The following is a 23,878-nucleotide window of genomic DNA, read 5'->3' on the forward strand; positions in this document are numbered from 1 at the left end:
GCATTCCCTCGCTCGTCGGTTGGTTCAGATGGCAATGGTGTCGTGATAAAGCCGCTCTTCGACCCGCTCCAGCGAGCCGAGCGCGAAGAAGTCATCATAGGCGATGATCGGCTTGTGGGCGATCAAGTCAGAGACGAAGGACTCCGAGCCGAGCTCCTCCTCGATCGCCTCGACTTCGGCCGAAAGGGGACGGTCGACGACATAGAAGTCGGCATGCTTGCGCACGACGTCGTAGAGCATGCGCGCCACGCCTTCCGGCTTGTCGCCGAGAATGTCCATTGCCTGTGCCGAAAGTAGGGCCTCAAGGGCGGCCAGACGCTTCAGTGCCCGCATCTGCCGCTCGAAACGTTCGATGACCAGCGGCAGGAAGGCGGCCTCGTCTTCCATTCCCGCCGCAACCACCAGCGACTGCGCCGAGACCGGATTGGACATGGAGAGAACGCGCGAGAAGATCTCGCCGGCGAGCTTGATGATGGGGCCGAAGCCGGTCGCGATCCTGCCTTCGGGCACCAGATTGACGGGCAGGCCGCGCCGCTGGCCGTTGCCGAGCAGGACGCAGCGATTAAAGGCGTTGCGGGCGGCATGGGCCATGCAGATGACGGCCGCTTCTAGAAGCACGGTGACATCGAGCGGAAGAGAGCCGCCCGAGGTCATCACACGGCCATCGACGATGACCGGATTGTCGTCCGAACGGCCGGTCGCGGCCAGAATCTTGTGGCCGGCGGTCAGGAGGTTTTCGATGACGGCGCCAAAGACCTGGGCGATCATGCGCAGGCTCAACGGGTCCTGCACATGGGTGGCGACCGGCCAGGGCCATTCTTCCGAGGCGTTACAGAGCCAGGCACCGATCAGGGCTTCGCGCGCGGTGCCGACATGGCGCACGGAAATCCACGGATCGCGCGAAGCGCCGAGCGCGCCGGCCGCCATCATGCCGGTTGCCAGCAGCACACGGATCGAGGCGGCGGCGTTGCGGGTCGTCTCTGCAGCGGCTGCGAAGCTGACTGCATTGACGCTGAGCGAGGCCAAGCTGTCGCGCGGCATCATCCTGACCGGAGCGATGCCAGCGGCATCGAAGGCATCGGCAGCCTGCATGCGTCGGCCGCGATAGACGGCTTCGCCAACGCCGGTCAGAACCGCGCCGATCTGGCCCATCAGACCGATATCCGCGCAGCCGATCGAGCCCGTGCGCCTGACGACGGGAATGACATCCGAGCTCAAGAGCTGCAGATAGGCTTCGATCAATTCTTGCGAACAACCGACCTGACCGGTGAGAGCCGTATTGACGCGGATCGCCATGGCATTGCGGACGATCGACATGGAGAAGGGGGCGCCTGTGCCGAAATGATGGGCGCGCACGAGACCGAGATTGAAGGCATCGAGATCCTCGGGGGACCATTCGACATCTTTCATGGCTCCGACACCCGTTGTCGAGCCGTAGACCGGCATGCCGGATTGAATGGTGCTTTCGAGAACGTTGCGCGCCAGTCGCACCCGCGCCATGCCGCTTTCCGATGCCGACGGCAGCACCGCCCCCGCGCCGATCCGCACCAGATCGCTGAACCCAAGGGGTTGCCCGGTGAGTTCGATGCCGGCTCTCTGACGCTCCATCTCTGCTGTTCTCCTTTTTTGCAAGGCTATGCGAGCCTTATCGTCAATGGGATATCCCAAATGGCGAACACCTTGATCCGTGCCGGACAGACTGATTTTGGGACGAGTGCGCACATCGCGCAACTCTATGTTTGCGCGCGCATGCGGCTTCCCGCACCGGCCAAGCTATTTTGGCCGGGGCGAGAAAGAAGCATCAGAAAGCTTGGCGATCAGCCAAGATGCCAGGCGATGTAAAGCAGCGTCAGCGCAATCACCCAAAGCGCGAAGCGGCCGGAGCGGCTGTGCTTGGCCTCGGCCTTGCCGATCGCTTCGGCGGTCTGCGGATCGAAGCGCAGGCCGTTTTCGCTCATATGCAGCAGTTCGTGGTGGAATTTTTCGGTCTTGGCCGCAATCTCAGGTGCGGCTTCGGCGAGCTTCACAGCTGCCTTCAAACCATCCTTCAGATCGGTCATGATCCGCTTCGGGCCGAGATTGGTGCGGATCCAGTCGCCGACCACCGGTTCGGATGCTTTCCACATGTTGAAGCGCGGATTGAGCATGCGCGATACGCCCTCGACCACGACCATGGTTTTCTGCAGCATCACCAGCTCGGGCCGCGTTTCCATGTCGAAGAGTTCGGTCACTTCGAAGAGCAGGGTCAGAAGCTTGCCCATGGAGATGGTTTCGGCCGGCTGGCCATGGATCGGCTCGCCGATGGCACGGATGGCCTGCGCAAAACTCTCGGTATTGTGATGGGCAGGTACGTAGCCGGCTTCGAAATGCACTTCGGCCACCCGGACATAATCGCGGGTGATGAAGCCGTACAGGATTTCGGCGAGGAAGCGGCGTTCCTTCTTTCCCAGGCGGCCGACGATGCCCATGTCGACTGCGACGATCATGCCGGTGGGATCGACGAAGAGATTGCCGGGGTGCATGTCGGCATGGAAGAAGCCGTCGCGCAGCGTATGGCGCAGGAAGGACTGGATCAGCGTATCGGCGAGTGCATTGAGATCGTGTCCGGCGGCTTTTAAGCCCTCGACGTCGGACATCTTCACGCCGTCGATCCACTCCATGGTGATGACGTCGCGGCCGGTACGCTCCCAGTCGACCTTCGGAACGCGGAAGCCGGGATCCTTCTCGGTGTTTTCGGCGATCTCGGAGAGCGCGGCGGCTTCCAGCCGCAGATCCATCTCGACCTTCGTGGTCTGCTCGAGCGTCTTGGTCACTTCCACGGGCCGAAGGCGCCGGCTGGAGGGCATGAACCGCTCCTGCATACCCGCCACGAGATACATTGCCTTGATATCGTTGGAAAAGCGCTGGCGCACGCCAGGCCGGACCACCTTGACGGCAACGCGCTTGCGCCCTTCGGCCGTGTCGACCTCCGCCGGATGCACCTGCGCTATCGACGCGGCGGCAATCGGCTCGCCGAAGCTGGCGTAGAGATCGTCGATCCGCCGCCCGAGCGACGCCTCGATCGCTGCCGTCGCCATAGTGTGCGGAAAAAAAGCCATCCTGTCCTGAAGCTTCGACAGGTCGTTCGCCATGTCGACGCCGACGACATCGGGTCGAGTCGCCAGGAACTGGCCGATCTTCACATAGGAAGGCCCGAGCCGCTCGACTGCCTGGGCAAGCCGGTCGCTGCGGGCCTGGCTCTTCGCCTTCCGGCGGGCAAAGATGCTGACGAAGGATTTGGCAAGGCTGACGGAGGGCGGCAGCCCTTCCGATGGCAGCGCCATGACCACGCCTTCGCGCACGAGCACCCAGCCGACCCGAACAAGGCCGAAATATGCGCTGAAAGCACTCATATCGTCTCAAGGTCTCGGAACATGGAGGCCAAAAGCCGGATCGGGTGACTGGATATCATGCTTCAGAGCTTCCAGCCGGAGTGCAGCGCGGCAATGCCGCCGGTGTAATTGGTGAAGCTCACGCGCGAGAAGCCGGCCTCGCGGATCATCGTCGCGAAGTCCTGCTGGTTCGGGAACTTGCGGATCGATTCCACTAGATATTGATAGGGCTCGGCATCGCCGGTGATCGCCTTGCCGAACTTCGGAATGGCGTTGAAGGACCAGGCGTCGTAGACGCGGTCGAGCAGCGGCAGATCGACTTCGGAGAATTCGAGCACGAGCAGCCGGCCGCCGCGCTTCAGCACGCGATAGGCTTCCTTCAATGCCACATCGATATGCGGAACGTTGCGGATGCCGAAGGCGATCGTATAAGCGTCAAAGGAATTCGGCTCGAAAGGCAGTTCCTCGGCATTCGCCTCGACGAAGGTGAGATTGTCGGAGAGCTTCTTCTTTTCAGCGCGTTCGGCACCGACGCCCAGCATCGAGCCGTTAATGTCGAGCACCGTCGCGTGCGCCAGCCGGTTCGAGGCCTCGACGATACGGAAGGCGATATCGCCCGTACCGCCGGCAACATCGAGCACCTTGTAGGCGGGATCCTTGCGCGGGTTGAGCGCCGCGACCATCGCATCCTTCCAGGCGCGATGCATGCCCATGGACATGACATCATTCATGACGTCGTAGCGCTTGGCGACCTTGTGGAACACCTCGTTGACGAGGCCCTGCTTTTCACCATCGGCTACTTCGCGGAAGCCATAGGATGTTTCCATGCCGCCATCGGCGGAGGTGCGGCTGTCTGCCATCGGCTCAACTCCGTTACATTACAGCGCCGCGCGTCATTTATGGCGCGCAAGGGTCGCTGTAACACTTTAAACTTGCTGCACAATTCTCTCCTTAAATCGATTCCGGTCTAAGGAATTATGCAGTATTCAGCGGCGGACCATAGCGAAATCGCGTTTGCCACGCTATCTCATCAGCCAGATCAACAGCCGCAATGCTTTGGCCTATAGCTCAGATCATAAGCGGTTGAAACATAAAGATGGATAGCCATGCCGGAATTACCAGAGGTCGAAACCGTCAGACGCGGGCTGGCACCTTCCATGGAAGGTGCGGTTCTCAAGGAATTGGAGCTGCGCCGCAACGATCTGCGCTTTCCTTTCCCTGTCGATTTCGCTGAGGCCGCTTCGGGCCGCGGCATCGCGTCGCTGTCGCGCCGTGCGAAATACCTGCTGATCGATCTCGATGATGGCAAGACGATCGTCGCGCATCTCGGCATGTCCGGTTCGTTTCGGGTCGAAGCCGGTCGGGAGGCGCGAACGCCGGGCGAATTCCATCATCCCCGTTCCAAGGACGAGAAGCACGATCATGTGGTCTTCCATCTGGCGAGCGCTGGCGGTGATGCACGCGTCATCTATAACGACCCACGTCGCTTTGGCTTCATGGACATGGTCAGGCGGACCGAGATGGCCAGCCATCCCTTCTTCCGCGATCTCGGGCCGGAACCCACGGGTAATGAACTCGATGCCGATTATCTGGCTAAGCGTTTCGCCGGCAAGGCGCAGCCGCTGAAGAGCGCGCTGCTGGACCAGAAGAACATCGCCGGTCTCGGCAATATATATGTGTGCGAGGCGCTGTGGCGCTCTCACCTGTCGCCGTTGCGTGCCGCCGGCACGCTGGTTATGGATACCGGCAAACCGACCGAAGCGCTGCTGGCGCTGGTCGAGGCGATCCGCGAGGTCATTGCCGATGCGATAGCCGCAGGCGGTTCGTCGTTGCGCGATCATATCCAGACGGACGGTTCGCTCGGCTATTTCCAGCATTCCTTTTCCGTCTATGATCGTGAAAGCCAGCCTTGCAGTACGCCCGGTTGCGGCGGTACGGTCAGTCGCATCGTCCAGGCGGGGCGCTCTTCTTTCTACTGCGCTTCCTGCCAAGGCTGATTGAAGGTCCAAAGCTGGTAAAAGGGAGAGAGACGTGGCTTACGAAACCCTCATCGTCGAAACACATGGGGCCGTCGGTCTCATCAGGATCAATCGGCCGCAGGCGCTGAATGCGCTGAATTCAACGGTCCTCTCCGAATTAAAGCAGGCCTATGCCGCTTTTCATCTCGATGATGCCATCGGCGCGATCGTGCTCACCGGCTCGGAAAAGGCCTTTGCCGCCGGCGCCGACATCAAGGAAATGCAGTCGCTCGATTTCGTCGACGCTTACAAGAATGACTTCTTCAGCGGCTGGGCCGAGATCGCCAATGCCCGCAAGCCCGTTATCGCGGCGGTCAGCGGCTTCGCGCTCGGCGGCGGCTGCGAGGTGGCGATGATGTGCGATTTCATCATCGCCTCGGAGACCGCCAAATTCGGCCAGCCGGAAATCACGCTCGGCGTCATCCCTGGCATGGGCGGCTCACAGCGACTCACGCGCGCGGTCGGCAAGGCGAAGGCGATGGACCTGGTATTGACCGGTCGCATGATGGATGCGGCAGAGGCGGAACGTTCCGGCCTCGTGGCGCGCGTCGTGCCGGCGGACAAGCTACTCGAGGAGGCGCTGGCCGCCGCCGCCAAGATCGCATCGTTATCGCTTCCCTCGGTGCTGATGGCCAAGGAAGCGGTCAACCGTGCTTTCGAAACCACGCTTGAGGAGGGGTTGCGTTTCGAGCGCCGCCTGTTCCATAGCCTGTTTGCCACAGAGGATCAGAAGGAGGGCATGGCGGCCTTCGTCGAGAAGCGCAAGCCGTCCTTCAAGAACCGCTAAGGGTCGGGATTCAGGAATTACGCGGGTTTGGCGAGAATCCGCGTTGACGACGCGGCTCATTCCGGTTATATGCCCGCCACAGTTTGGAAAGCCGCTCTGGTTTTCCGCAATTGCTCCCGCATTGCTGGATGAAGTGGCCATGGGGCCCGCGCCGCAAGGATGGAGTTTTGTTCGAATTCTAAGAGAGGCATACATGGCCAATACTACCTCGGCGAAAAAAGCGACCCGCAAGATCGCCCGCCGCACCGATGTCAACAAGGCTCGTCGCTCGCGCGTTCGCACGTTCGTTCGCCAGGTCGAAGAAGCCATCGCATCGGGTGATGCAGATCGCGCAAAGGCAGCTTTCGTTGCTGCTCAGCCGGAACTGGCTCGCGCAGCCACCAAGGGCGTGCTTCACGCCAACACCGCTTCCCGCAAGGTTTCGCGTCTTGCCAAGCGTGTGAAGGCCCTTTCGGCCCCGACTGCATAATCTTTCGTTAACGATTTAATCGTTAGAGTTAAGCCCGGCCCTCGCGCCGGGCTTTTTGGATTCGGCCAAAAAAATGCCGCATTGCCAAAAATGGCCGGCCGATCATGTCATTGACGTGACAGAAATATACCTTTGGAAACAGAGGGTTGCGGCAGGATATCCCAGCGCTGGGTGATCTGCATGACGCATTGCCGGCTCACAACTGAGTCAAGGGATTTTTTATTTTTTTTCTTTTGAAAGCTGTGGGAATCGCGTTCGACAGGAATCTCTTTGATTCAACAGCGATTCTTTTTTGAAGGGCTTGTGACAGTCAAAAATGGCCTCCGGAGTCAATGGCCGCCTCTTAATTTTGTGTAAAATTCATCGTTGATATCTGCCTTCGATCCTGCCTAAATGGATTTCAACAAGGGGCGCGGATCTCACCTTAAACGGCTTCGGCAAACACCGTCACGTATGGCGGTGGAGGTGGTTTTGTCTCTTGTGACGGAGCAGTTCAGTTCCGTTTTTTCAAACAGTTGACGAGTAAGAACCGGAAGCGGCGACGCTTGCGGAACGAGGAAGCTTGTCTGTCCTTTGCGGCCCAAATCATTGGCGCGGCTGCAGGGAGGGGAGAAAAATTGACAGCCATTGGAGCGGTCAGTCGGAATACGAGGGCCGATTGATGCTCCGGTTACAGACGCCGAGACGAAGGCTGCTTTAAAGAGCGGTTTTTGCCACAGTGTTCCTGTAAAGCCCGCAGGCCGGGCGTGGCTGATGAACCGGTATGCGGCGCAGCTTGGACAACGAGCGTGACCGTCATGCCATGGCGAAGAACCAAGGGCGGCAGTGATGTGCTCCCGCCCTATAAAGAGACTGTGGAAGGCGGCACTATATGCAGATACATACGAGGGCGACGGGTGCGTTGGAAAATGGGGACAATGCGCAGGCGTTCGGTGCGGTTTGCTTAGAAGCGGCGGGGGAAAAGGGTGACGTGGCGCAAAGTAACTTGTTCGAGCGCGTCAGCGCGCGCTTGAAGGCTCAGGTCGGACCCGATGTCTATGCCAGCTGGTTTGCGCGGCTCAAGCTTCATTCGGTATCGAAGAGCGTCGTTCGCCTCACGGTCCCGACGACATTTCTGAAGTCCTGGATCAACAATCGCTATCTCGATCTCATCACCAGCCTGTTCCAGGCTGAGGATGCCGAGATCCTCAAAGTCGAAATTCTGGTGCGCACCGCGACCCGGCAGGGCGCGAAGCCATGCGCCGATGAGCAGCCGGCGGTGCCGGATCAAACGGCTGTCGCGCCGATCCGCCGCGCCGTCGCCCAGCCGGCTGGCCAGGTGGTTGCCCAGGCGGTGAGCGCGGCTGCGGCTGCCCGGCCCGCGACGGCGGGTGCGCCGCTCTTCGGCTCTCCGCTCGATTCCCGCTTCACCTTCGATACGTTCGTCGAAGGCAGCTCGAACCGCGTCAGCCTTGCCGCGGCAAAGACCATCGCCGAAGCCGGCTCCGGCGCCGTGCGTTTCAATCCGCTCTTCGTCCATGCGACCGTTGGTCTCGGCAAGACGCATCTGCTGCAGGCGATCGCCAATGCAGCGGTGCAGAACCCGCGCGGCCTGCGTGTCGTCTATCTGACGGCGGAATACTTCATGTGGCGCTTCGCAACCGCTATCCGCGATAATGACGCGCTGACGCTGAAGGACTCGCTGCGCAATATCGACCTGCTCATCATCGACGACATGCAGTTCCTGCAGGGCAAGATGATCCAGCACGAGTTCTGCCATCTGTTGAACATGCTGCTCGACAGCGCCAAGCAGGTCGTCGTTGCTGCCGATCGCGCTCCCTGGGAGCTGGAATCGCTCGATCCCCGCGTTCGTTCGCGCCTGCAGGGCGGTGTAGCGATCGAAGTCGAGGCGCCGGACTATGAAATGCGCCTTGAGATCCTCAAGCGCCGTCTCGATGCTGCCCGTCAGGATGATCCGTCGCTGGAAATCCCGGCCGAAATCCTCTCGCATGTCGCCCGCAACGTCACCGCCAGCGGCCGCGAGCTGGAAGGAGCCTTCAACCAGCTTATCTTCCGCCGCTCCTTTGAGCCGAACCTGACGGTCGAGCGCGTCGACGAGCTGCTGGCGCATCTGGTCGGCTCCGGCGAGCCGCGCCGCGTCCGCATCGAGGACATCCAGCGCATCGTCGCCCGCCACTACAATGTGTCGCGCCAGGAACTGGTTTCGAACCGCCGTACGCGCGTCATCGTTAAGCCACGCCAGATCGCCATGTACCTGTCGAAGACGCTGACGCCGCGTTCCTTTCCGGAAATCGGCCGTCGCTTCGGTGGCCGCGATCACACCACGGTCCTGCATGCGGTGCGCAAGATCGAGGAACTGATCGCCGGCGACAGCAAGCTGTCGCACGAGATCGAGCTGCTGAAGCGTCTCATCAACGAATAAGCCGAGCGATCGGCATTCACCACATAGTCTACGGCCGGCTTGATCGCCGGCCGTTTCTTTTTGCGCTCCAAGCGCACTTTAGGTCGGCGGCGTCGTGCGCGATACCTCTGAAAATAACCAGGCGCGCAGGGCCGCGACGGCCGGCCTTTCCAGCGCACCCGGCTGATAGACGAGATGATAGGCAAGCGCGCTCGCAAATCCGGTCGGGAAAGGCGCAACGAGCGTGCCCTCAGCCAGCTCCTGCTCCACGAAGGACCGGCGCATCAGCGCGATGCCGAGGCCTGCCTTCATGGCGTGATAAGCGCCCATGCCATCGGTGAAGACCGGTCCGTGCATGGCATCCACCCGCGTGGCGCCGACCGCCTTCAGCCAGAGCTCCCAGTCGCGCCGATAGACATCGTGGATCAGCGTCAGGCCGGCCAAGTCATCGACAGCGGGAGAGGGGCCAAGCGCCGCTGCCATTTCCGGCGCGCAGACCGGCACATATTCATCATCGAGAAATCTCTCGCTTGCCAGTCCCTCGTAGCCGCCGAGGCCGTGGCGAATGGCAATGTCGATCCCATCCCGCTGGAAATCCATCATGCGATAGGAAGCGCTGATGCGCAGGTCGATATCGGGATGGGCCTCCTCGAAGCGCCGCAGCCGCGGCACCAGCCAGTGCGTGGCAAAGCCGGCAGTGCAGGTAAGGGTCAGCACCGTATCCTTGGCGCGCATCGCCAAGGCCGCTGTCGCCTCGCGGATGAGGCGGAAGGCCGTTCGCATTGTCGCGAAATACTCGGCGCCTTCACTCGTCAGCGCCAGGCTGCGGGCTCGCCGCTCGAAAAGTCGTACCCCGAGGCTGCTTTCGAGGTCGCGGATCTGCAGGCTGATGGCGCCTGGCGTCACATGCAGCTCGCTTGCAGCCAGCGTCATGCTGAGATGCCGGGCGGAGGCCTCGAAGGCGCGCAGCGCCGAAAGGGATGGCAGTTGATCCATGATGATTGAGCTCTGCTAAACCATAATTCGAAAAAGACTCGTTTGCCAGAGCCTCCATATAGCGCGATTATTCCAGCAATTACGGTGGTTAGCAATCATGCCGCGATTGGCAACAAATAAGTAAAACTCAATCAGCTGATGCTGGAGATGATCAGATGGCACAGAAATCCATGGGCGCGGTCGAATGGAGCATGCTGGTGGGGCTATCCGTCCTATGGGGCGGCTCCTTCCTGTTCAACGGCATTCTGGTGCGCGAGCTGCCGCCCTTCACCATCGTCACGGCGCGCGTCGCACTCGCCGCCATTGCTCTGCATGTCATCGTGCGTGCCACCGGGCATGCGATGCCGAAAGACCGTCAGACCTGGCTCGCCTTCTTCGGCATGGGCTTCCTCAACAATGTCATTCCCTTCCTGCTGATCGTCTGGGGGCAAACCCATATCGCCAGCGGGCTTGCCTCCATCCTCAATGCCACCACGCCGCTCTTTGCCGTGGTCGTCGCCCATTTCCTGACGGAGGATGAGAAGATGACTGGCAACCGCCTGCTCGGCGTCATCGTCGGCTTTGTCGGCGTGGCCCTGATGATCGGCCCCTCGGTGCTGACGAGCCTCGGTTCCAACGTGCTGGCGCAGCTGGCTGTGCTGGGCGCTGCTTTCAGCTACTCACTCGCCGGTATTTTCGGGCGGCGCTTCCGCCGCATGGGGCTGGCACCGATCATTCCGGCCGCCGGTCAGGTTACGGGCTCGGCGATAATGCTGCTGCCAATCGCGCTCTTCGTCGATCGCCCGTGGACGCTGGCAATGCCGTCCACCGAGACTTGGGCGGCGCTGGCCGGCCTGGCCATCCTGTCGACCGCCATTGCCTATGTGTTGTTCTTCCGCATCCTGGCGACGGCCGGCGCGACCAACCTGATGCTGGTGACTTTCCTGATCCCCGTCAGCGCCATCCTGCTCGGCGCGCTCATTCTCGGCGAAAGCCTGCAGCCGAAACATTTCATCGGCATGGCCCTGATAGCGGTGGGTCTGGCGGCAATCGATGGCCGCCTCTTCACCCTTCCCTCGAGGGTAGGGCCATTGCATATGAAATAGAAGGTGCCCCTCACCCAGCCCTCTCCCCGTTTTGACGGGGAGACGGGGCGATCTCATCAACTCCCTTCGCCCCGCGTACGGGGAGAAGGTGGACTCGAACAGTTAAGCGAAGCGAACTGTGAGAGGACGGATGAGGGGCTAACCTGTCCATATGCGATTACCCTTCCCTTGAGGGGGAGGGTCGGCACGTAGTGCCGGGGTGGGGCGATCTCGTCAACAGCCGAGTCATCATCTCACATGCGGGATCACCCCCATCCGCCGCTTCGTGACGCCGCTCTCGAGGGGAAAGTGGTCAGCAGGCGAGATCGGCGACGACCGAGTCGAGAACCAGCATTCCCGCCGGCGTGCAGCGCAGGCGGGAATTGCCGATCCGCTCTATGAAGCCGTGTTCCAGTAAAAACGCTTCGCGCTGCGGGTCGGGATCGCGGCCGGAAAGCTGCTGCCAGCGGGCGAGATCGACGCCCTCCCGCAGCCGCAGGCCCATCAGCAGCAATTCGTCGGCCTGTTCGTCGAAGCCAAGCATTTCCTGGTCGACCATGCCGTGCCCGTCCCGCTCGACCATCTCGAGCCAGCTTTCCGGCTTGCGCTCGGTCGCGGTCGCCAGCTTCTGCGGGCCTCTGGTAAGGCGGCCATGGGCGCCGGGGCCGATCCCGGCATAGTCTCCGTAGCGCCAATAGGTGAGATTGTGCCGGCTCTCGGCGCCGGGGCGCGCGTGATTGGAGACCTCATAGGCCGGCATGCCCTCGCGCTCGGTGATCTCCTGCGTCGCTTCATAAAGCAGCGCCGACTGATCGCCATCGGGCACGATCAACTTTCCGGCCTTGTGAAGGCCGTAGAAGGGCGTGCCTTCCTCGATCGTCAGCTGATAGAGCGAGAGGTGATCGACCGCATAGGAGATCGCCTCCTTCAGCTCGCGTTCCCATTCCTCTACGGTCTGGTTGGGGCGGGCATAGATGAGGTCGAAGGACATGCGCGGGAAGATCTCGCGCGCCAGCCTGATCGCCTTCAGCGCATCCTCGACATTGTGCAGACGTCCGAGGAATTTCAGGTCGCGATCGTTCAGCGCCTGCACGCCCATCGACACGCGATTGACGCCGGCGGCGCGATAGCCGCGAAAGCGCTCCGCTTCGACGCTGGACGGATTAGCTTCCATGGTGATCTCGATACCATCAGGCACATGCCATGTCCTAGCAATGCTATCGAGCACTGCGCCGACCGTTTCCGGCTTCATCAGCGACGGCGTGCCGCCGCCGAGGAAGACGCTTGTCACTGTCTTCGGGCCGCTGATCATCCGCATCGTCGCCATTTCCTTCAGAAAGGCGGCGGCAAAGCGCTCCTGATCGACAGGCTGATGGCGGACATGGCTGTTGAAATCGCAGTAGGGACACTTAGCCGCGCAAAAGGGCCAATGCACATAGACGCCGAAACCGGGTTCGCCGGTATCGGGCAGCAATTGCGCCCCGTGCATCAGATCTTGTGTGTCCACGATTTCCACGGGATTAGCTTACGCCTCCAGGCAGGTTTCGACAAAGATCTTGAAGGCGCGGGCGCGGTGCGACAGCGCCTGCTCGTCGCCGGGCTTCCAGCCATGCTTTTGCTTGGCGCTCATTTCGCCGAATGTGGTCTGGTATCCCTCCGGCTGGAAGACCGGATCGTAGCCGAAGCCTTGGCTGCCGCGCGGCGGCCAGACGACCGTGCCTTCCACTTCGCCGCGGAAAAGCTCGGTATGTCCATCGGGCCAGGCAAGGCAGAGCACGCTGACGAAGCGGGCCGTGCGGCTCTCCGGCGTGGTGGCGCCGGCCTTTTCCAGGGCGGTTTCGACCTTCCGCATGGCCATGGCGAAGTCACGCGTCCCGTCAGCCGTCTCCGCCCAATTGGCCGTATAGACGCCGGGATCGCCGCCGAGTGCATCGATAACCAGACCGGAATCGTCCGAGAGTGCCGGCAGGCCGGAGGCATTGGCGGAGGCCAGCGCCTTGATCGTCGCATTTTCTTCGAAGGTCGTGCCCGTTTCGTCCGGTTCGATGAAGTTGAGATCGGCGGCGGACTTGGCGGTAAAGCCGAGCGGCCCGATCAGATCGCGGATTTCCTGGATCTTGCCGGCATTGTGGCTGGCGACGACGATAGTCTTAGTATCGAGCTTGCGCATGTGCTGTCCTGTCATAGGCCCCAGATGCGGGGTTCGGCGCATTCCAGGCTGTTGCCGGCCGGATCGCGGAAATAGATCGAACGGCCGCCATTCGGCCAGTGAAAATCGGCTTCGATATCGACACCGGCAGCCTTTAGCCTCTCGGCCATGGCCTCGATATCGTTGCCATCGACACGGAAGCAAACGTGACCATGACCCTTAGTCCCATGCGGCGGCACGGGCAGGGCGCCCGGCTCGTGCGGCTTGACCGTTTCTTCACTGTTGAAGATCAGGAGCACACCCGGCCCGCAGCGATAGAAGACGTGGCGGTTGCCGCCTCGCGATATCTTCTTCAACCCGAGTACGCCGCTATAAAAGGCTTCGGCGGCATCGAGATCGTCTGCATAGAGGGCAGTTTCAAGAACGCCTGTGAGTGTCGCATTGCTCAACGGATTAGCCCCTCACCCTCTCCCCGCTCACGGGGCGAGGGAACGACCTCATATATTATGGGCGCCTCCCGATTCCCGCGAAGCTGAGAGATGACGGCAGGTACGCCTTGCCCCTTCTCCCCGTCGAGACGGGGAGAAGGGGGCCGCCCTTCGATAAACTCAGGGACCGGATGAGGGGCAGGCTGCACGCTCCGCATTCGTTGATATCCTCAGGCGATGGCCTGCTTCTGCAGCTCCACCAGTTCGGCAATGCCGTTTTTGGCCAGATGCATCAGCGTGGCGAATTCTTCTTCGCTGAAGGGGGCGCCTTCAGCCGTTCCCTGAATCTCGACGATGCCGCCCTTGCCGGTCATGACGAAATTGGCATCGGTCTCCGCCGAAGAATCCTCAAGATAGTCGAGATCGATGACGGGCTGATCGGCAAAGATACCGCAGGAGATAGCGGCGATGTGATCTTTCAGCACGCGCTCGACCTTGACCATGTTGCGGCTTTCCATCCACTTCAGGCAGTCATAGAGCGCGATCCAGCCGCCGGTGATCGAGGCCGTGCGCGTGCCGCCATCGGCCTGGATGACGTCGCAGTCGACGGTGATCTGGCGCTCGCCCAATTCCTTGAGGTCGACGACAGCGCGCAGCGAACGGCCGATGAGGCGCTGGATTTCCTGCGTGCGGCCGCCCTGCTTGCCGGCGGCTGCTTCGCGCTTCATGCGCTCGCCTGTCGCGCGCGGCAGCATGCCGTATTCCGCCGTGACCCAGCCTTTGCCGCTGTTGCGCAGCCATGGCGGCGTCTTGTCTTCCAGGCTTGCCGTGCAGAGCACATGCGTATCGCCGAATTTCACCAGGCAGGAGCCTTCCGCATGCTTGGAAAAATTGCGCTCGAACGACACCTTGCGCATCTGGTCGGTTTTTCTGCCTGAAGGCCGCATTCCACTCTCCTGAATGTTCGTTGACCGCTTCTACGACCCGCAGGCCGCTTTTGCAAAGGAAAAGCAGGCCGCAAAGACGCTCAGCGGCGACGGCGACATTTTTCCCTTTTGCCATTGCTAACTGAATGATTATATTTTGCCTAAGGCTCAACGGAATGGATCTGACAGCGAAATGGTATTCACGACATCGTCGGTCTCGGATGTCATTGCTGCACTGGACGAACGCTCCAAGGAAATCTTCCGCCGCATCGTCGAAGGCTATCTGGAAAATGGCGAGCCCCTGGGCTCGCGCAATCTTTCACGCCTGCTGCCCATGTCGCTGTCGCCGGCTTCCGTGCGCAATGTCATGAGCGATCTGGAGGAGCTGGGACTCATCTATTCGCCGCATGTGAGCGCCGGGCGCTTGCCGACTCAGGTCGGTCTGCGCTTCTTCGTCGATGCTTTCATGCAGGTCGGGGATCTCTCCGCCGAGGATCGAGCCAATATCGATCGGCAGGTGCGCGGCGGCAATCGTGACCAGCCGGTGGAATCGATGATGTCGGAAGCAAGCCGGGTGCTATCGGGCATTTCGCGCGGTGCCGGGCTCGTCATTACCTCCAAGAGCGATCCCGTTCTCAAGCACGTGGAATTTATCCGGCTGGAGCCGACCAAGGCGCTCGCCGTGCTCGTCGGCGAGCACGATCAGGTCGAAAACCGCATCATCGAGCTGCCGGCCGGCACGACCTCGTCGCAGCTGACGGAGGCCGCCAACTTCCTCAACGCCCATATGACCGGCCAGACGATGCCGGAATTGCGGCGGCAATTGCAGAGCCTCAAGGAAAGCGTGCGCCAGGAGCTGGACAGCCTGTCACATCAGCTGGTTGAGCGCGGTATTGCCGTATGGTCCGGTGGCGATGACGACGGCAAGCCGACACAGCTCATCGTGCGTGGCCACTCCAACCTGCTGGCCGAAATCGGCGGCGCGGAGGATCTGGATCGCCTGCGCCTCCTCTTCGATGATCTCGAAAAGAAGGACAGCCTCATCGAGATCCTCAATCTTGCCGAGAGCGGACCGGGCGTGCGCATCTTCATCGGCTCGGAAAACAAGCTCTTCTCACTGTCCGGCTCCTCGCTCATCGTCGCACCCTATCGCGACGAGGACGATCGCATCGTCGGCGCGGTCGGCGTTATCGGCCCGACGCGGCTGAATTATGCGCGCATCGTGCCCATGGTCGATTATACCGCTCAGCTGATTTCGCGGCTGTCCCGGCCTGGAATCTGAGGAGCGGATTTAGCTGCTGCGGTCAATCGGGAAGCAAAGTTCCAGATCCGCCCATCTCGGCTGGAAAGTCCTTCTGCTTTGGCAGCCCGTCTCTCAGATGCAGCACTGTCGTCTCGTAGTTGACATGCATGCCAGGCTGAAAATCGAGGTCGGGAAGGACCGCTGCATAGACGTCCGTGACGCCCCACGGCGGATGCTCGGTCAAAAGATGGCCGCCGCAGACCGTGCACCACTTGCGCACGCTCTTTTCGGTTTTCTGATAACTGCCGATTTTGTCCGCGCCCTTGGTGATGTGAACGGCTTCCGGCGGCCAGAGCGAGAAGGCATTGACCGGCCCTGCCGACCATTCCCGACAGGAGTCGCAATGACAGTAACCCATCGCCATTGGCTCGCCATCGACTGCGATTTCCACCGCGCCACAGAAACACTTGCCTGAAAGGGATTTGCCATTAGACATTGATGTCACCTCACGCTGTGCTGAGATGCAGTTCAGCATACCACCGGGAAGGAGGGCTGAACAGTCGACGTCTTGAACAGCGTCCGGGAGCGGCGAGCCGTATTGCCGCCGCCGCAAAGCCAGGATTTGGCTGTTCTTCTCGACAAAGCCTTGATTTTTTCCGGCCAAACCTCGATATCGGGCACATCCAAAGACCAAGCAATTCGGAGACCGTCATGACCGACGAAACAACAAAAACCGGACCTGACGCCACGGCGGCTGACACGTCAGCGGATTTCGCGCAGGATGCAGCGGAAACCGTTGATGCAGCCGAGCCGTCTCAGCCAGATCCGGTTGAGCTGCTGAAGGCCGAGAACGGCGAACTGCGTGATCGCTACCTTCGCCTTGCTGCCGAGATGGACAACCTCCGTCGCCGCACCGAGCGCGACGTGAAGGATGCAAAGTCCTATTCCGTGGCAAGCTTTGCCCGCGACATGCTCTCGGTGGCCGACAACCTGCGCCGCACGCTGGATGCCATTCCGGCCGACGCCCGTGATGGCGCCGATGCCGGCCTGAAGACGCTGATCGAAGGTGTCGAGATGACCGAGCGTTCAATGCTCTCGGCCCTTGAGCGTCACGGTGTGCGTCAGCTCGAGCCGATCGGGCAGAAATTCGATCCCAATTTCCATCAGGCCATGTTCGAAGTGCCGAACCCGGAAGTGCCGAACAACACTGTCGTCCAGGTGGTGCAGGCCGGTTTCGTCATCGGCGACCGCGTTCTGCGCCCGGCCATGGTCGGCGTCGCCAAGGGTGGCCCGAAGATCGTCGAAAATGCCGAGCAGGGCGCCAACAGCCCGCTGGACGAGAAAGACGCCTGATCTTTTTTGGCAACGCCAATAAAAGAAGAGAGCCGGACGATCTCGGATCATCCGGCTCTTATTTTTGCCTTGGTCCAGTGTAATCCAAGCGGTTAGGCGGCGTTGGATGCCTGCTCTTCGTTGAGGAAGGCGTAGATGGCGGTGGCGGAATCGGTGGCGCGGAGCTTCGCGACGAGATCCTGGTCCCGCAGAACGCGGGCGATGCGCGAGAGCGCCTTCAGGTGGTCCGCGCCGGCACCTTCAGGTGCGAGCAGCAGGAAGACGAGATCGACAGGCTGGTCGTCCAGCGCCTCGAAATCGACGGGCGCTTCAAGGCGCGCGAAAATGCCGGCGATGGACTTGATGCTGGCAAGCTTGCCGTGGGGAATGGCGATACCGTTGCCGACGCCGGTGGAGCCGAGGCGCTCGCGCTGCAGCACGACATCGAAGATTTCGCGCTCGGGCAGTCCGGTGAGCTTGGAGGCTTTGGCGGCCAGCTCCTGAAGCAGTTGTTTTTTGGAATTTGCCTTCAAGGCGGGGATGATCGCATCTTGCTGTAGCAAATCTGCCAATGCCATTCTCTTTATCCTTCGTGTCGCCGAGAACCGATGACGGGCAAGCGGCGGCCAGCTGCGATGATGCGCAGCCGCCGCTTATCTTCTATTCTCAGCCTTTGATATTGGCTGCGTCGATCCAGCCAATGTTGCCGTCCTGACGGCGGTAGACGATGTTCAAGTGTTCGTTGCCGGGGCTGCGGAAGAGCAGCAGCGGCTCGTCGGTCATATCGAGCGCCATCACGGCGGTCGCCACCGACATGGTTTTCAGTTGTTTCGTGCTCTCTGCGACGATTGCCGGCGCGAAGTCGGCAGGGATCTCCTCGTCGTCATCGGGAACGCCGTCCATGACGGTATAGGCGACTTCCGCCTGACCGTTCACGTGATTGCCTGCTTGATGGTCCTTGAGTTTGCGCTTGTAACGACGCAGGCGCTTTTCGATGCGCTCGGACGCAGCGTCGAAAGCAAGCTGCGGGTCCATGGCTTCGCCGGCAGCATGCAATACGACACCGCTATCGAGGTGAAGCTTGCAATCGGCCGCAAAACGCGAACTGGACTTCTGCACAGTTACCTGACCCGAATACCCCCCGTCGAAGTATTTGGTCACGGCCATACCGATCTGGTCCTCGATCCGCTGACGGAAGGAGTCGCCAATTTCCATATGTTTACCGGAGACACGCACACTCATGGAGTTTCCCTTCTTGTAGTGGTTATTGCGCGTATCAGTTTACGCCAAGCCTCAAGCTCATCCAAGCACTTCACGCAGTCAAAGGCAAATTGCGTATATCGACCGCCTTTTGGATGGTGGGGATAAGTTTCATGGTCGTGCTGTCCTGCAGCGATTGCGGCGGGCTTCTAGCCCTGCCTCATACGAAAGTCAACTGCATCTTAACGGACCGTTAGGAGTTTGACATCCTGTGGTTGAAGGTTGCCGGCCGTCAGAAACCAGAAACTTTGGCTAGAGCCCTCTTCTCCCGGCGCCGTTGCACGGAGGAGGGGATGTTCATGGCTTCCCGGTACTTTGCAACCGTGCGGCGAGCAAGCTCTATCCCGCCCTTCTTCAGCGTATCGACGATATCGTCGTCAGAGAGGACCGCATCCGGACTCTCGTTCGAGATCAGCAGACGGATCTTGTGGCGCACGGCCTCTGCAGAATGGCTGTCTCCGCCCTCGACGGCGCCGATCGAAACCGTGAAGAAATATTTGAGCTCGAACAGCCCGCGTGGCGTCAGCATGTATTTGTTCGAGGTCACGCGGCTGACCGTCGATTCATGCATCTTGATGGCATCCGCCACGGTTTTCAGGTTGAGCGGCCGCAGATGGTCGACGCCATGCAGTAGGAACGCGTCCTGTTGCCGCACGATCTCGCTTGCCACCTTCATGATCGTCTTGGCGCGCTGGTCCAGGCTGCGGGTCAACCAGTTGGCATTCTGCAGGCATTCCGAAAGAAAGGCATGGTCCTGGCTGGTCTTGGAGACGGAGGCGAAATAGGACTGGCTCACCAATACCCGCGGCAGCGCATCGGGATTGAGTTCTACCAGCCAGCTACCGTCCGCAGAGGGACGCACGACGATATCGGGCATGATCGCCTCCGATATGTCTGTTTCGAAACCGCTGCCGGGCTTCGGGTTGAGCTGGCGGATTTCCGCCATCATGTCGAGCAGGTCTTCCTCATCGACGCCGCAGAGCCGCTTCAGCGTGGCGAAATCGCGCCGGGCAAGCAGCTCGAGATTCTCGATCAACCGCTCCATGGCGGGATCGAAGCGATCCTTCTGCCGGAGCTGGATTGCCAGGCATTCGCTGAGGGAGCGGGCAAACACGCCGGGCGGATCGAGTTGCTGTAGGGCCTCCAGCACGCGCTCGACGTCGGCAGGCGTCGCACCGAGGCGTTCGGCCGTCTCACCGAGTTCGCCGCGCAGATAGCCACAGTCGTCGAGTTGGTCGACGAGATGCTGGGCGATCAGCCGGTCGCCCATGGCGGGAAGAGAGAAGGGAATCTGTTCGTTGAGATGATCGCGCAGCGACACCTGGCCCGCGACGAAATCGTCCAGGTCGTAGCCTTCACCGGCATCGCCGCCGGGCATGGATTTCCACTGGCTGAGCAGCTCCGGCGCATCGGCGCGCTGCGGGTTGCCGTCATCGGGAAAGACGTCGCTGAAATTGGTGTCGAGCTCGTCGCTTAGCCGGTTGGCGTTGCCGGTATTGTCGCTCTCGTACCAGTCGCTCGCAAGATCGCCGGCATTGCGTTCGGAGCCATCCTCGCCATGGGCTTCTTCCATGGTCTCGAAGCGTTCGTCCCTGGCCTCGCGATCGCCGCCGCTGCCTATATCCTCGTCATTTGACGCAAATTCCAGCAGCGGGTTCTTTTCGACTTCCTGTGCGATGAACTGCGTGAGCTCGAAATGCGTCATCTGCAGCAACTGGATGGATTGCATCAGTTGCGGTGTCATCACCAGGCTCTGGCTTTGGCGCAGGAAAAGATTGGCCGATAATGCCATGGCGGACGCGGGACTCCCCTTGAACTCCTCGGGAATCCGCGCCTCTTTTCACTAAAATTCTCGCGAAATTCCAACTGGCCCAAAAATTGCTTTTTTATTGGATTTGGTCAAGCGGAACTGTGAAGCCGAAGTAAATTTCCGGCGCGCGGTAGCATTCGCTAATATTGGCGGATGGGAGGAAGGAATTTCAGCCTATCAGAGGCTGAAATTGTCACCCAGATACAGCTTGCGTACTTCAGGATTGCTGACGATGTCGTTCGCCCTGCCATGGGTGAGGACTTCACCCGCATGGATGATATAGGCGCGGTCGATCAGGCCGAGCGTCTCGCGCACATTGTGGTCCGTGATCAACACGCCGATGCCGCGCGCCGTCAGGTGATGCACGAGGTTCTGAATGTCGGCGACCGAGATCGGGTCGACGCCGGCAAAAGGTTCGTCGAGCAGCATGAAGGTCGGATCGGTGGCCAGCGCGCGGGCGATTTCCAGGCGCCGCCGCTCGCCGCCTGAAAGCGCGATCGCCGGCACGCTGCGCAGATTGCGAATGTGGAATTCCTCCAGCAATTCGTCGATCTTGCGCTCCCGCTTCGTCTTGTCCCTTTCGTGGACTTCGAGCACGGCGCGGATGTTTTCTTCCACGGTCAGTCCACGGAAGATCGAGGCTTCCTGCGGCAGGTAGCCGACACCGAGCCGCGCCCGGCGATACATCGGCATCGAGGTAACATTGTTGCCGTCGATCTCGATCGTGCCTTCATCGACCGGTACCAGTCCGGTGATCATGTAGAAGCACGTCGTCTTGCCGGCGCCGTTCGGCCCCAGCAGCCCGACTGCCTCGCCGCGGCGCACCACCAGCGAAACACCGTTGACGACACGTCGCGTCCGGTAGGTCTTGGTGAGGCCCCGGGCGATCAGCGTGCCCTTATAGCGTGCCTTGTCCGCGGCCGGTGCGCTCGATGCCGCAGAAGACGGCCCGGGCACGCCGGGCAAGGTGGATGTGGTCGATGTCGTCACGAGGGGGCCGGTATCAGTTTTTCTTTTGTTGTTGTTGCTGCACTTGCTGCGACTTCGGGTCGAGCTGAATCTGGACGCGACCGCCACAGGAATCCAGCTGTGCTTCACCCGTCGCCATATGCACGGTGAGCTGGCAGCCTGTGAAAACATTCGGTCCGTCGGTCAGAACCACCTTCTTGCCCTTGAGGATCGCAAGCTGGTTGGCCATGTCGAAGGAGCCGTCCTCCGCCGTCGCCGTCTGCGTTCCGGAAACGAGGTAGACCTTGTCGGTGACCAGAATGTGGTCGATGTTGGCATCGCCCGACACGAGCGACTGGTTCTGCTCCTTGGCAGCCTTGGCGACCGGATTGTCGGGCTGCTTGGCATCTCCTGCCTGCTTCTTCTTATAGAAGACCGTCATCTTGCCGGCCTGCATGGTCGTGGTGCCCTGGACCACCTTGACATTGCCGGTGAAGACCGCCTGGCTCTCCTGGTCATGGATCTCGAGCTTGTCGCTTTCGATCTGGATCGGTTGATCCTTGGAGAGGGCAAGACCCGGCATCGAGCTGGTCGTCGACTGCGCGCCGGCGCTTGCGGCCGCAAAGAAGGCGGCTGCGCCAAAAGCACAGAGAAGGCCGGCCTTGCGCAAGCCGGAATTGAAAATTGAATTAGGCCAATACTTTATCATGAACCGCCCGGCTTCTGTTGGCTATCTGAATTATGGAGAGCGGCAGGTTCGATGTTCATCCGAACCTGCCCGTCGAATTCGATTACGCTCCCCTTATCCGTCATCTTGAGCGAACGCGCAACAACCGACATACCACCGCGGGTGATAGCAACCTCGTCCTGGCTGGAAAGGTCCCCCTTCTTCACATCCAGGAAGGCGGTCTTGAATTCGGCGTGCAGCCCGTTGTCCATCAGGATGGTAAAGGGCTCGGTCAGCTTCAGTGTATCGGCCTGGCGGTCGAAATCCGCGCTCGCGGCCGTAACATGGGCGATCACGTCGGTATTGACCGGCATTGATGCCTTGATGGTCTTGAGCGTGATCATGTTGGGATTCTTGATATCCTGAAGCGCTTTTTCGGCAAGCAGCGAGTAGTTGATACCGTCCTTGTTGCGCCCGGCAATGGCGGGGCGTTCCATGACGACCTTGCCATCCTCGATCTTGGCGCCCTCGATCTGGATGTTTGCCGGCAGATAGGCGCGGATGACGGAGACGGCAATAAAAAGGAGCGAGATGATGATGGCGGCAAGCGGCAGCAGCACCCTGAGCCGCTTTACGCGGTTAGAATGGAAAATCGCGTCTTTATACGCGTTCCGTTCCGGCACCGAGCGTATTGCCTCGCCGGGGGGCTCGATCGTATTGAGCATGCAACAGGTCCGTCTTTTATGATCCGGAGAACCGCATTCACGCTATGCGAGGCTGTGCCAAAAAGCCTATCGGATCGTTTCGCATTATTGCACTGGCTTGCCAATATGGATTTTTTCCTGCTGTAGGCGAATTTTAGCAGAAAAATATACCATAAGCCGGTTTCATCAGGTCGGGCGATGTCCTATCTCATGAACCAGCAGAGCGGCGTCCGTCGACGACATCGAAAACGGGAAACGCTTTTCTCTAAGGATTGTGCCCGTTTCAAGGTGTCATACATCCGGTTTGTGGCGCTTTCAATTTGTTGCAGGGAGAAATAAGGCGTGATGGACAGTTCTGCAATCGCGGATCGGCGACAATTGCGCCGCAAGGTTGGTTTCTGGCGCATTGTTGCCGTTTTGCTCCTTGTGGCATTGGGTTTTGCGCTTTATCGCTTTGTTTCGGCCGACCTGCCGGATGCGCGGGGCCCGCAGATCGCCCGCGTCAAGATTTCCGGGCTCATTCAGGATGATCCGGAGCTGCTGGAGCGGCTGAAGAAGATCCGCGACAATGATCAGGTCAAGGCGCTGATCGTGTCGATCTCTTCGACCGGCGGAACGACCTATGGCGGCGAACGCATCTTCAAGGCAATCCGCGCCGTCGCCGCCAAGAAGCCGGTCGTATCGGACATCCGCACCGTCGCAGCTTCTGCCGGCTACATGATAGCGACAGCCGGCGATGATATCGTTGCGGGCGATACCTCCATCACCGGGTCGATCGGCGTCATCTTCCAGTATCCGCAGGTCAAGGACCTGCTCGACAAGGTCGGCGTTTCGCTCGATGAGATCAAGTCGGCACCGCTGAAGGCCGAACCGTCGCCCTTCCATCCTGCCAGCGAAGACGCCAAGAACATGATCCGCAACATGGTCATGGATAGCTATGGCTGGTTCGTCGATCTGGTGGCGGATCGCCGCAAGCTGTCGCGCGACGAAGTGCTGAAGCTTGCCGACGGCAGCATCTTCACCGGCCGCCAGGCGCTTCAGAACAAGCTGATCGACACACTCGGCGGCGAGGACGAAATCCTCGCCTATCTCGAAACGCGCAAGGTCAAGAAGGATCTGCCGATCGTCGATTGGAAGCCGGAAGACAAAACTTCGTCCTTCTTTTGGCCGGGTGCCGCTTCCTGGTTGCTAAATCGTCTCGGTTATGATGATTTTATTAAAGGAGAGAGTCTCCAGAAAATCATGACCGATAAGTTGTTTCTTGACGGCCTGCTTTCTGTTTGGCAGGGTGCAGCCAATTGATAA

23 protein-coding genes are annotated in these 23,878 nt (G+C 60.4%); 8 read left to right on the forward strand and 15 right to left on the reverse strand.

Annotated features, from left to right (window positions below):
* Positions 1 to 24: 24 nt before the first annotated feature.
* From JJQ51_RS27655 to ubiE, 3 genes are all read right to left on the reverse strand, one after another.
* Positions 25 to 1,608 (reverse strand): aromatic amino acid lyase, encoded by a 1,584-nt coding sequence (locus JJQ51_RS27655; RefSeq protein ID WP_152093787.1) that lies wholly within the window; start codon positions 1,606 to 1,608, stop codon positions 25 to 27.
* A gap of 209 nt (positions 1,609 to 1,817) precedes the next feature.
* Positions 1,818 to 3,392 (reverse strand): 2-polyprenylphenol 6-hydroxylase, encoded by a 1,575-nt coding sequence (gene ubiB, locus JJQ51_RS27660; protein ID WP_152095588.1) that lies wholly within the window; start codon positions 3,390 to 3,392, stop codon positions 1,818 to 1,820.
* A 62-nt stretch (positions 3,393 to 3,454) separates the two neighbouring features.
* Complete coding sequence (gene ubiE / locus JJQ51_RS27665) at positions 3,455 to 4,231, reverse strand: bifunctional demethylmenaquinone methyltransferase/2-methoxy-6-polyprenyl-1,4-benzoquinol methylase UbiE (protein ID WP_113329967.1); 777 nt, start codon at positions 4,229 to 4,231, stop codon at positions 3,455 to 3,457.
* 246 nt (positions 4,232 to 4,477) lie between these two features.
* Between ubiE and mutM the strand changes: the two genes are divergently transcribed.
* The 4 genes from mutM (at position 4,478) to dnaA (ending at position 9,067) form a co-directional block, all read left to right on the forward strand.
* Positions 4,478 to 5,368, forward strand: coding sequence for a bifunctional DNA-formamidopyrimidine glycosylase/DNA-(apurinic or apyrimidinic site) lyase (gene mutM, locus JJQ51_RS27670; RefSeq protein WP_152093785.1), 891 nt, complete (start codon positions 4,478 to 4,480; stop codon positions 5,366 to 5,368).
* Positions 5,369 to 5,402: 34 nt separating this feature from the next.
* Entirely contained in the window at positions 5,403 to 6,176 is a 774-nt protein-coding gene (locus tag JJQ51_RS27675) for an enoyl-CoA hydratase (RefSeq protein ID WP_145322240.1), read from the forward strand.
* A 193-nt stretch (positions 6,177 to 6,369) separates the two neighbouring features.
* The gene (gene rpsT / locus JJQ51_RS27680; protein ID WP_004108374.1) at positions 6,370 to 6,645 is read left to right on the forward strand and encodes a 30S ribosomal protein S20; all 276 of its coding nucleotides are present in this window, start codon (positions 6,370 to 6,372) and stop codon (positions 6,643 to 6,645) included.
* A gap of 871 nt (positions 6,646 to 7,516) precedes the next feature.
* On the forward strand, positions 7,517 to 9,067 hold the full coding sequence (gene dnaA / locus JJQ51_RS27685) for a chromosomal replication initiator protein DnaA (RefSeq protein WP_069611125.1): 1,551 nt from the start codon (positions 7,517 to 7,519) through the stop codon (positions 9,065 to 9,067).
* Positions 9,068 to 9,145: 78 nt separating this feature from the next.
* On the opposite strand, the gene gcvA is transcribed toward dnaA, so the two are convergent.
* Positions 9,146 to 10,042: a transcriptional regulator GcvA gene (gene gcvA / locus JJQ51_RS27690; RefSeq protein WP_173004585.1), complete on the reverse strand. Its 897-nt coding sequence runs from the start codon at positions 10,040 to 10,042 to the stop codon at positions 9,146 to 9,148.
* Positions 10,043 to 10,197: 155 nt separating this feature from the next.
* On the opposite strand from gcvA, the gene JJQ51_RS27695 reads away from it, so the two are divergent.
* A complete protein-coding gene (locus JJQ51_RS27695; RefSeq protein WP_152095587.1) occupies positions 10,198 to 11,127 on the forward strand; it encodes a DMT family transporter in 930 nt (309 codons plus the stop codon).
* Between the two features lie 292 nt (positions 11,128 to 11,419).
* On the opposite strand, the gene hemW is transcribed toward JJQ51_RS27695, so the two are convergent.
* From hemW to rph, 4 genes are all read right to left on the reverse strand, one after another.
* Positions 11,420 to 12,595, reverse strand: coding sequence for a radical SAM family heme chaperone HemW (hemW, locus tag JJQ51_RS27700; RefSeq protein ID WP_113351330.1), 1,176 nt, complete (start codon positions 12,593 to 12,595; stop codon positions 11,420 to 11,422).
* A 36-nt stretch (positions 12,596 to 12,631) separates the two neighbouring features.
* Positions 12,632 to 13,276 (reverse strand): RdgB/HAM1 family non-canonical purine NTP pyrophosphatase, encoded by a 645-nt coding sequence (gene rdgB / locus JJQ51_RS27705; protein ID WP_152095586.1) that lies wholly within the window; start codon positions 13,274 to 13,276, stop codon positions 12,632 to 12,634.
* Positions 13,277 to 13,287: 11 nt separating this feature from the next.
* Positions 13,288 to 13,704 carry a VOC family protein gene (locus JJQ51_RS27710; protein ID WP_113351328.1) on the reverse strand — a complete coding sequence of 139 codons (417 nt, stop codon included), beginning with the start codon at positions 13,702 to 13,704 and terminating at the stop codon, positions 13,288 to 13,290.
* A 209-nt stretch (positions 13,705 to 13,913) separates the two neighbouring features.
* Positions 13,914 to 14,630: a ribonuclease PH gene (gene rph, locus JJQ51_RS27715; RefSeq protein ID WP_015338597.1), complete on the reverse strand. Its 717-nt coding sequence runs from the start codon at positions 14,628 to 14,630 to the stop codon at positions 13,914 to 13,916.
* 172 nt (positions 14,631 to 14,802) lie between these two features.
* On the opposite strand from rph, the gene hrcA reads away from it, so the two are divergent.
* Positions 14,803 to 15,891 carry a heat-inducible transcriptional repressor HrcA gene (gene hrcA, locus JJQ51_RS27720; RefSeq protein WP_069611131.1) on the forward strand — a complete coding sequence of 363 codons (1,089 nt, stop codon included), beginning with the start codon at positions 14,803 to 14,805 and terminating at the stop codon, positions 15,889 to 15,891.
* Positions 15,892 to 15,913: 22 nt separating this feature from the next.
* Here the strand turns inward: hrcA and JJQ51_RS27725 are convergent, their stop codons facing one another.
* Positions 15,914 to 16,348, reverse strand: coding sequence for a GFA family protein (locus JJQ51_RS27725; protein WP_113351327.1), 435 nt, complete (start codon positions 16,346 to 16,348; stop codon positions 15,914 to 15,916).
* A gap of 215 nt (positions 16,349 to 16,563) precedes the next feature.
* Here JJQ51_RS27725 and grpE point away from each other — a divergent pair, with 215 nt between their 5' ends.
* Entirely contained in the window at positions 16,564 to 17,205 is a 642-nt protein-coding gene (grpE, locus tag JJQ51_RS27730) for a nucleotide exchange factor GrpE (RefSeq protein ID WP_112722001.1), read from the forward strand.
* 92 nt (positions 17,206 to 17,297) lie between these two features.
* Here grpE and ptsN read toward each other — a convergent pair whose 3' ends face one another.
* From ptsN to lptC, 6 genes are all read right to left on the reverse strand, one after another.
* The gene (gene ptsN / locus JJQ51_RS27735; protein ID WP_113329975.1) at positions 17,298 to 17,762 is read right to left on the reverse strand and encodes a PTS IIA-like nitrogen regulatory protein PtsN; all 465 of its coding nucleotides are present in this window, start codon (positions 17,760 to 17,762) and stop codon (positions 17,298 to 17,300) included.
* Between the two features lie 88 nt (positions 17,763 to 17,850).
* A complete protein-coding gene (gene hpf, locus JJQ51_RS27740) occupies positions 17,851 to 18,426 on the reverse strand; it encodes a ribosome hibernation-promoting factor, HPF/YfiA family (RefSeq protein WP_095433787.1) in 576 nt (191 codons plus the stop codon).
* Between the two features lie 250 nt (positions 18,427 to 18,676).
* Complete coding sequence (rpoN, locus tag JJQ51_RS27745; protein ID WP_113351326.1) at positions 18,677 to 20,236, reverse strand: RNA polymerase factor sigma-54; 1,560 nt, start codon at positions 20,234 to 20,236, stop codon at positions 18,677 to 18,679.
* A gap of 195 nt (positions 20,237 to 20,431) precedes the next feature.
* Complete coding sequence (gene lptB / locus JJQ51_RS27750) at positions 20,432 to 21,220, reverse strand: LPS export ABC transporter ATP-binding protein (protein ID WP_208409503.1); 789 nt, start codon at positions 21,218 to 21,220, stop codon at positions 20,432 to 20,434.
* A gap of 37 nt (positions 21,221 to 21,257) precedes the next feature.
* Entirely contained in the window at positions 21,258 to 21,911 is a 654-nt protein-coding gene (locus tag JJQ51_RS27755) for an LptA/OstA family protein (protein ID WP_113351325.1), read from the reverse strand.
* Positions 21,908 to 22,594 (reverse strand): LPS export ABC transporter periplasmic protein LptC, encoded by a 687-nt coding sequence (lptC, locus tag JJQ51_RS27760; RefSeq protein ID WP_113329978.1) that lies wholly within the window; start codon positions 22,592 to 22,594, stop codon positions 21,908 to 21,910. The genes JJQ51_RS27755 and lptC overlap by 4 nt, the downstream gene beginning before the upstream one ends.
* A gap of 324 nt (positions 22,595 to 22,918) precedes the next feature.
* On the opposite strand from lptC, the gene sppA reads away from it, so the two are divergent.
* Complete coding sequence (gene sppA, locus JJQ51_RS27765) at positions 22,919 to 23,875, forward strand: signal peptide peptidase SppA (RefSeq protein WP_113351324.1); 957 nt, start codon at positions 22,919 to 22,921, stop codon at positions 23,873 to 23,875.
* The last annotated feature ends 3 nt before the right edge of the window (positions 23,876 to 23,878 follow it).

Source organism: Rhizobium sp. AG207R (assembly GCF_027109195.1).
Classification (GTDB): domain Bacteria; phylum Pseudomonadota; class Alphaproteobacteria; order Rhizobiales; family Rhizobiaceae; genus Rhizobium; species Rhizobium dioscoreae.

Excerpts from the sequence above, each read along its gene's own strand:
- JJQ51_RS27655 (WP_152093787.1), bottom strand. The coding sequence starts at position 1,608 with ATGGAGCGTCAGAGAGCCGGCATCGAACTCACCGGGCAACCCCTTGGG.
- ubiB (WP_152095588.1), bottom strand. The coding sequence starts at position 3,392 with ATGAGTGCTTTCAGCGCATATTTCGGCCTTGTTCGGGTCGGCTGGGTG.
- ubiE (WP_113329967.1), bottom strand. The coding sequence starts at position 4,231 with ATGGCAGACAGCCGCACCTCCGCCGATGGCGGCATGGAAACATCCTAT.
- mutM (WP_152093785.1), top strand. The coding sequence starts at position 4,478 with ATGCCGGAATTACCAGAGGTCGAAACCGTCAGACGCGGGCTGGCACCT.
- rpsT (WP_004108374.1), top strand. The coding sequence starts at position 6,370 with ATGGCCAATACTACCTCGGCGAAAAAAGCGACCCGCAAGATCGCCCGC.
- dnaA (WP_069611125.1), top strand. The coding sequence starts at position 7,517 with ATGCAGATACATACGAGGGCGACGGGTGCGTTGGAAAATGGGGACAAT.
- gcvA (WP_173004585.1), bottom strand. The coding sequence starts at position 10,042 with ATGGATCAACTGCCATCCCTTTCGGCGCTGCGCGCCTTCGAGGCCTCC.
- JJQ51_RS27695 (WP_152095587.1), top strand. The coding sequence starts at position 10,198 with ATGGCACAGAAATCCATGGGCGCGGTCGAATGGAGCATGCTGGTGGGG.
- hemW (WP_113351330.1), bottom strand. The coding sequence starts at position 12,595 with ATGCACGGGGCGCAATTGCTGCCCGATACCGGCGAACCCGGTTTCGGC.
- rdgB (WP_152095586.1), bottom strand. The coding sequence starts at position 13,276 with ATGCGCAAGCTCGATACTAAGACTATCGTCGTCGCCAGCCACAATGCC.
- rph (WP_015338597.1), bottom strand. The coding sequence starts at position 14,630 with ATGCGGCCTTCAGGCAGAAAAACCGACCAGATGCGCAAGGTGTCGTTC.
- hrcA (WP_069611131.1), top strand. The coding sequence starts at position 14,803 with ATGGTATTCACGACATCGTCGGTCTCGGATGTCATTGCTGCACTGGAC.
- JJQ51_RS27725 (WP_113351327.1), bottom strand. The coding sequence starts at position 16,348 with ATGTCTAATGGCAAATCCCTTTCAGGCAAGTGTTTCTGTGGCGCGGTG.
- grpE (WP_112722001.1), top strand. The coding sequence starts at position 16,564 with ATGACCGACGAAACAACAAAAACCGGACCTGACGCCACGGCGGCTGAC.
- ptsN (WP_113329975.1), bottom strand. The coding sequence starts at position 17,762 with ATGGCATTGGCAGATTTGCTACAGCAAGATGCGATCATCCCCGCCTTG.
- hpf (WP_095433787.1), bottom strand. The coding sequence starts at position 18,426 with ATGAGTGTGCGTGTCTCCGGTAAACATATGGAAATTGGCGACTCCTTC.
- rpoN (WP_113351326.1), bottom strand. The coding sequence starts at position 20,236 with ATGGCATTATCGGCCAATCTTTTCCTGCGCCAAAGCCAGAGCCTGGTG.
- JJQ51_RS27755 (WP_113351325.1), bottom strand. The coding sequence starts at position 21,911 with ATGATAAAGTATTGGCCTAATTCAATTTTCAATTCCGGCTTGCGCAAG.
- lptC (WP_113329978.1), bottom strand. The coding sequence starts at position 22,594 with ATGCTCAATACGATCGAGCCCCCCGGCGAGGCAATACGCTCGGTGCCG.
- sppA (WP_113351324.1), top strand. The coding sequence starts at position 22,919 with ATGGACAGTTCTGCAATCGCGGATCGGCGACAATTGCGCCGCAAGGTT.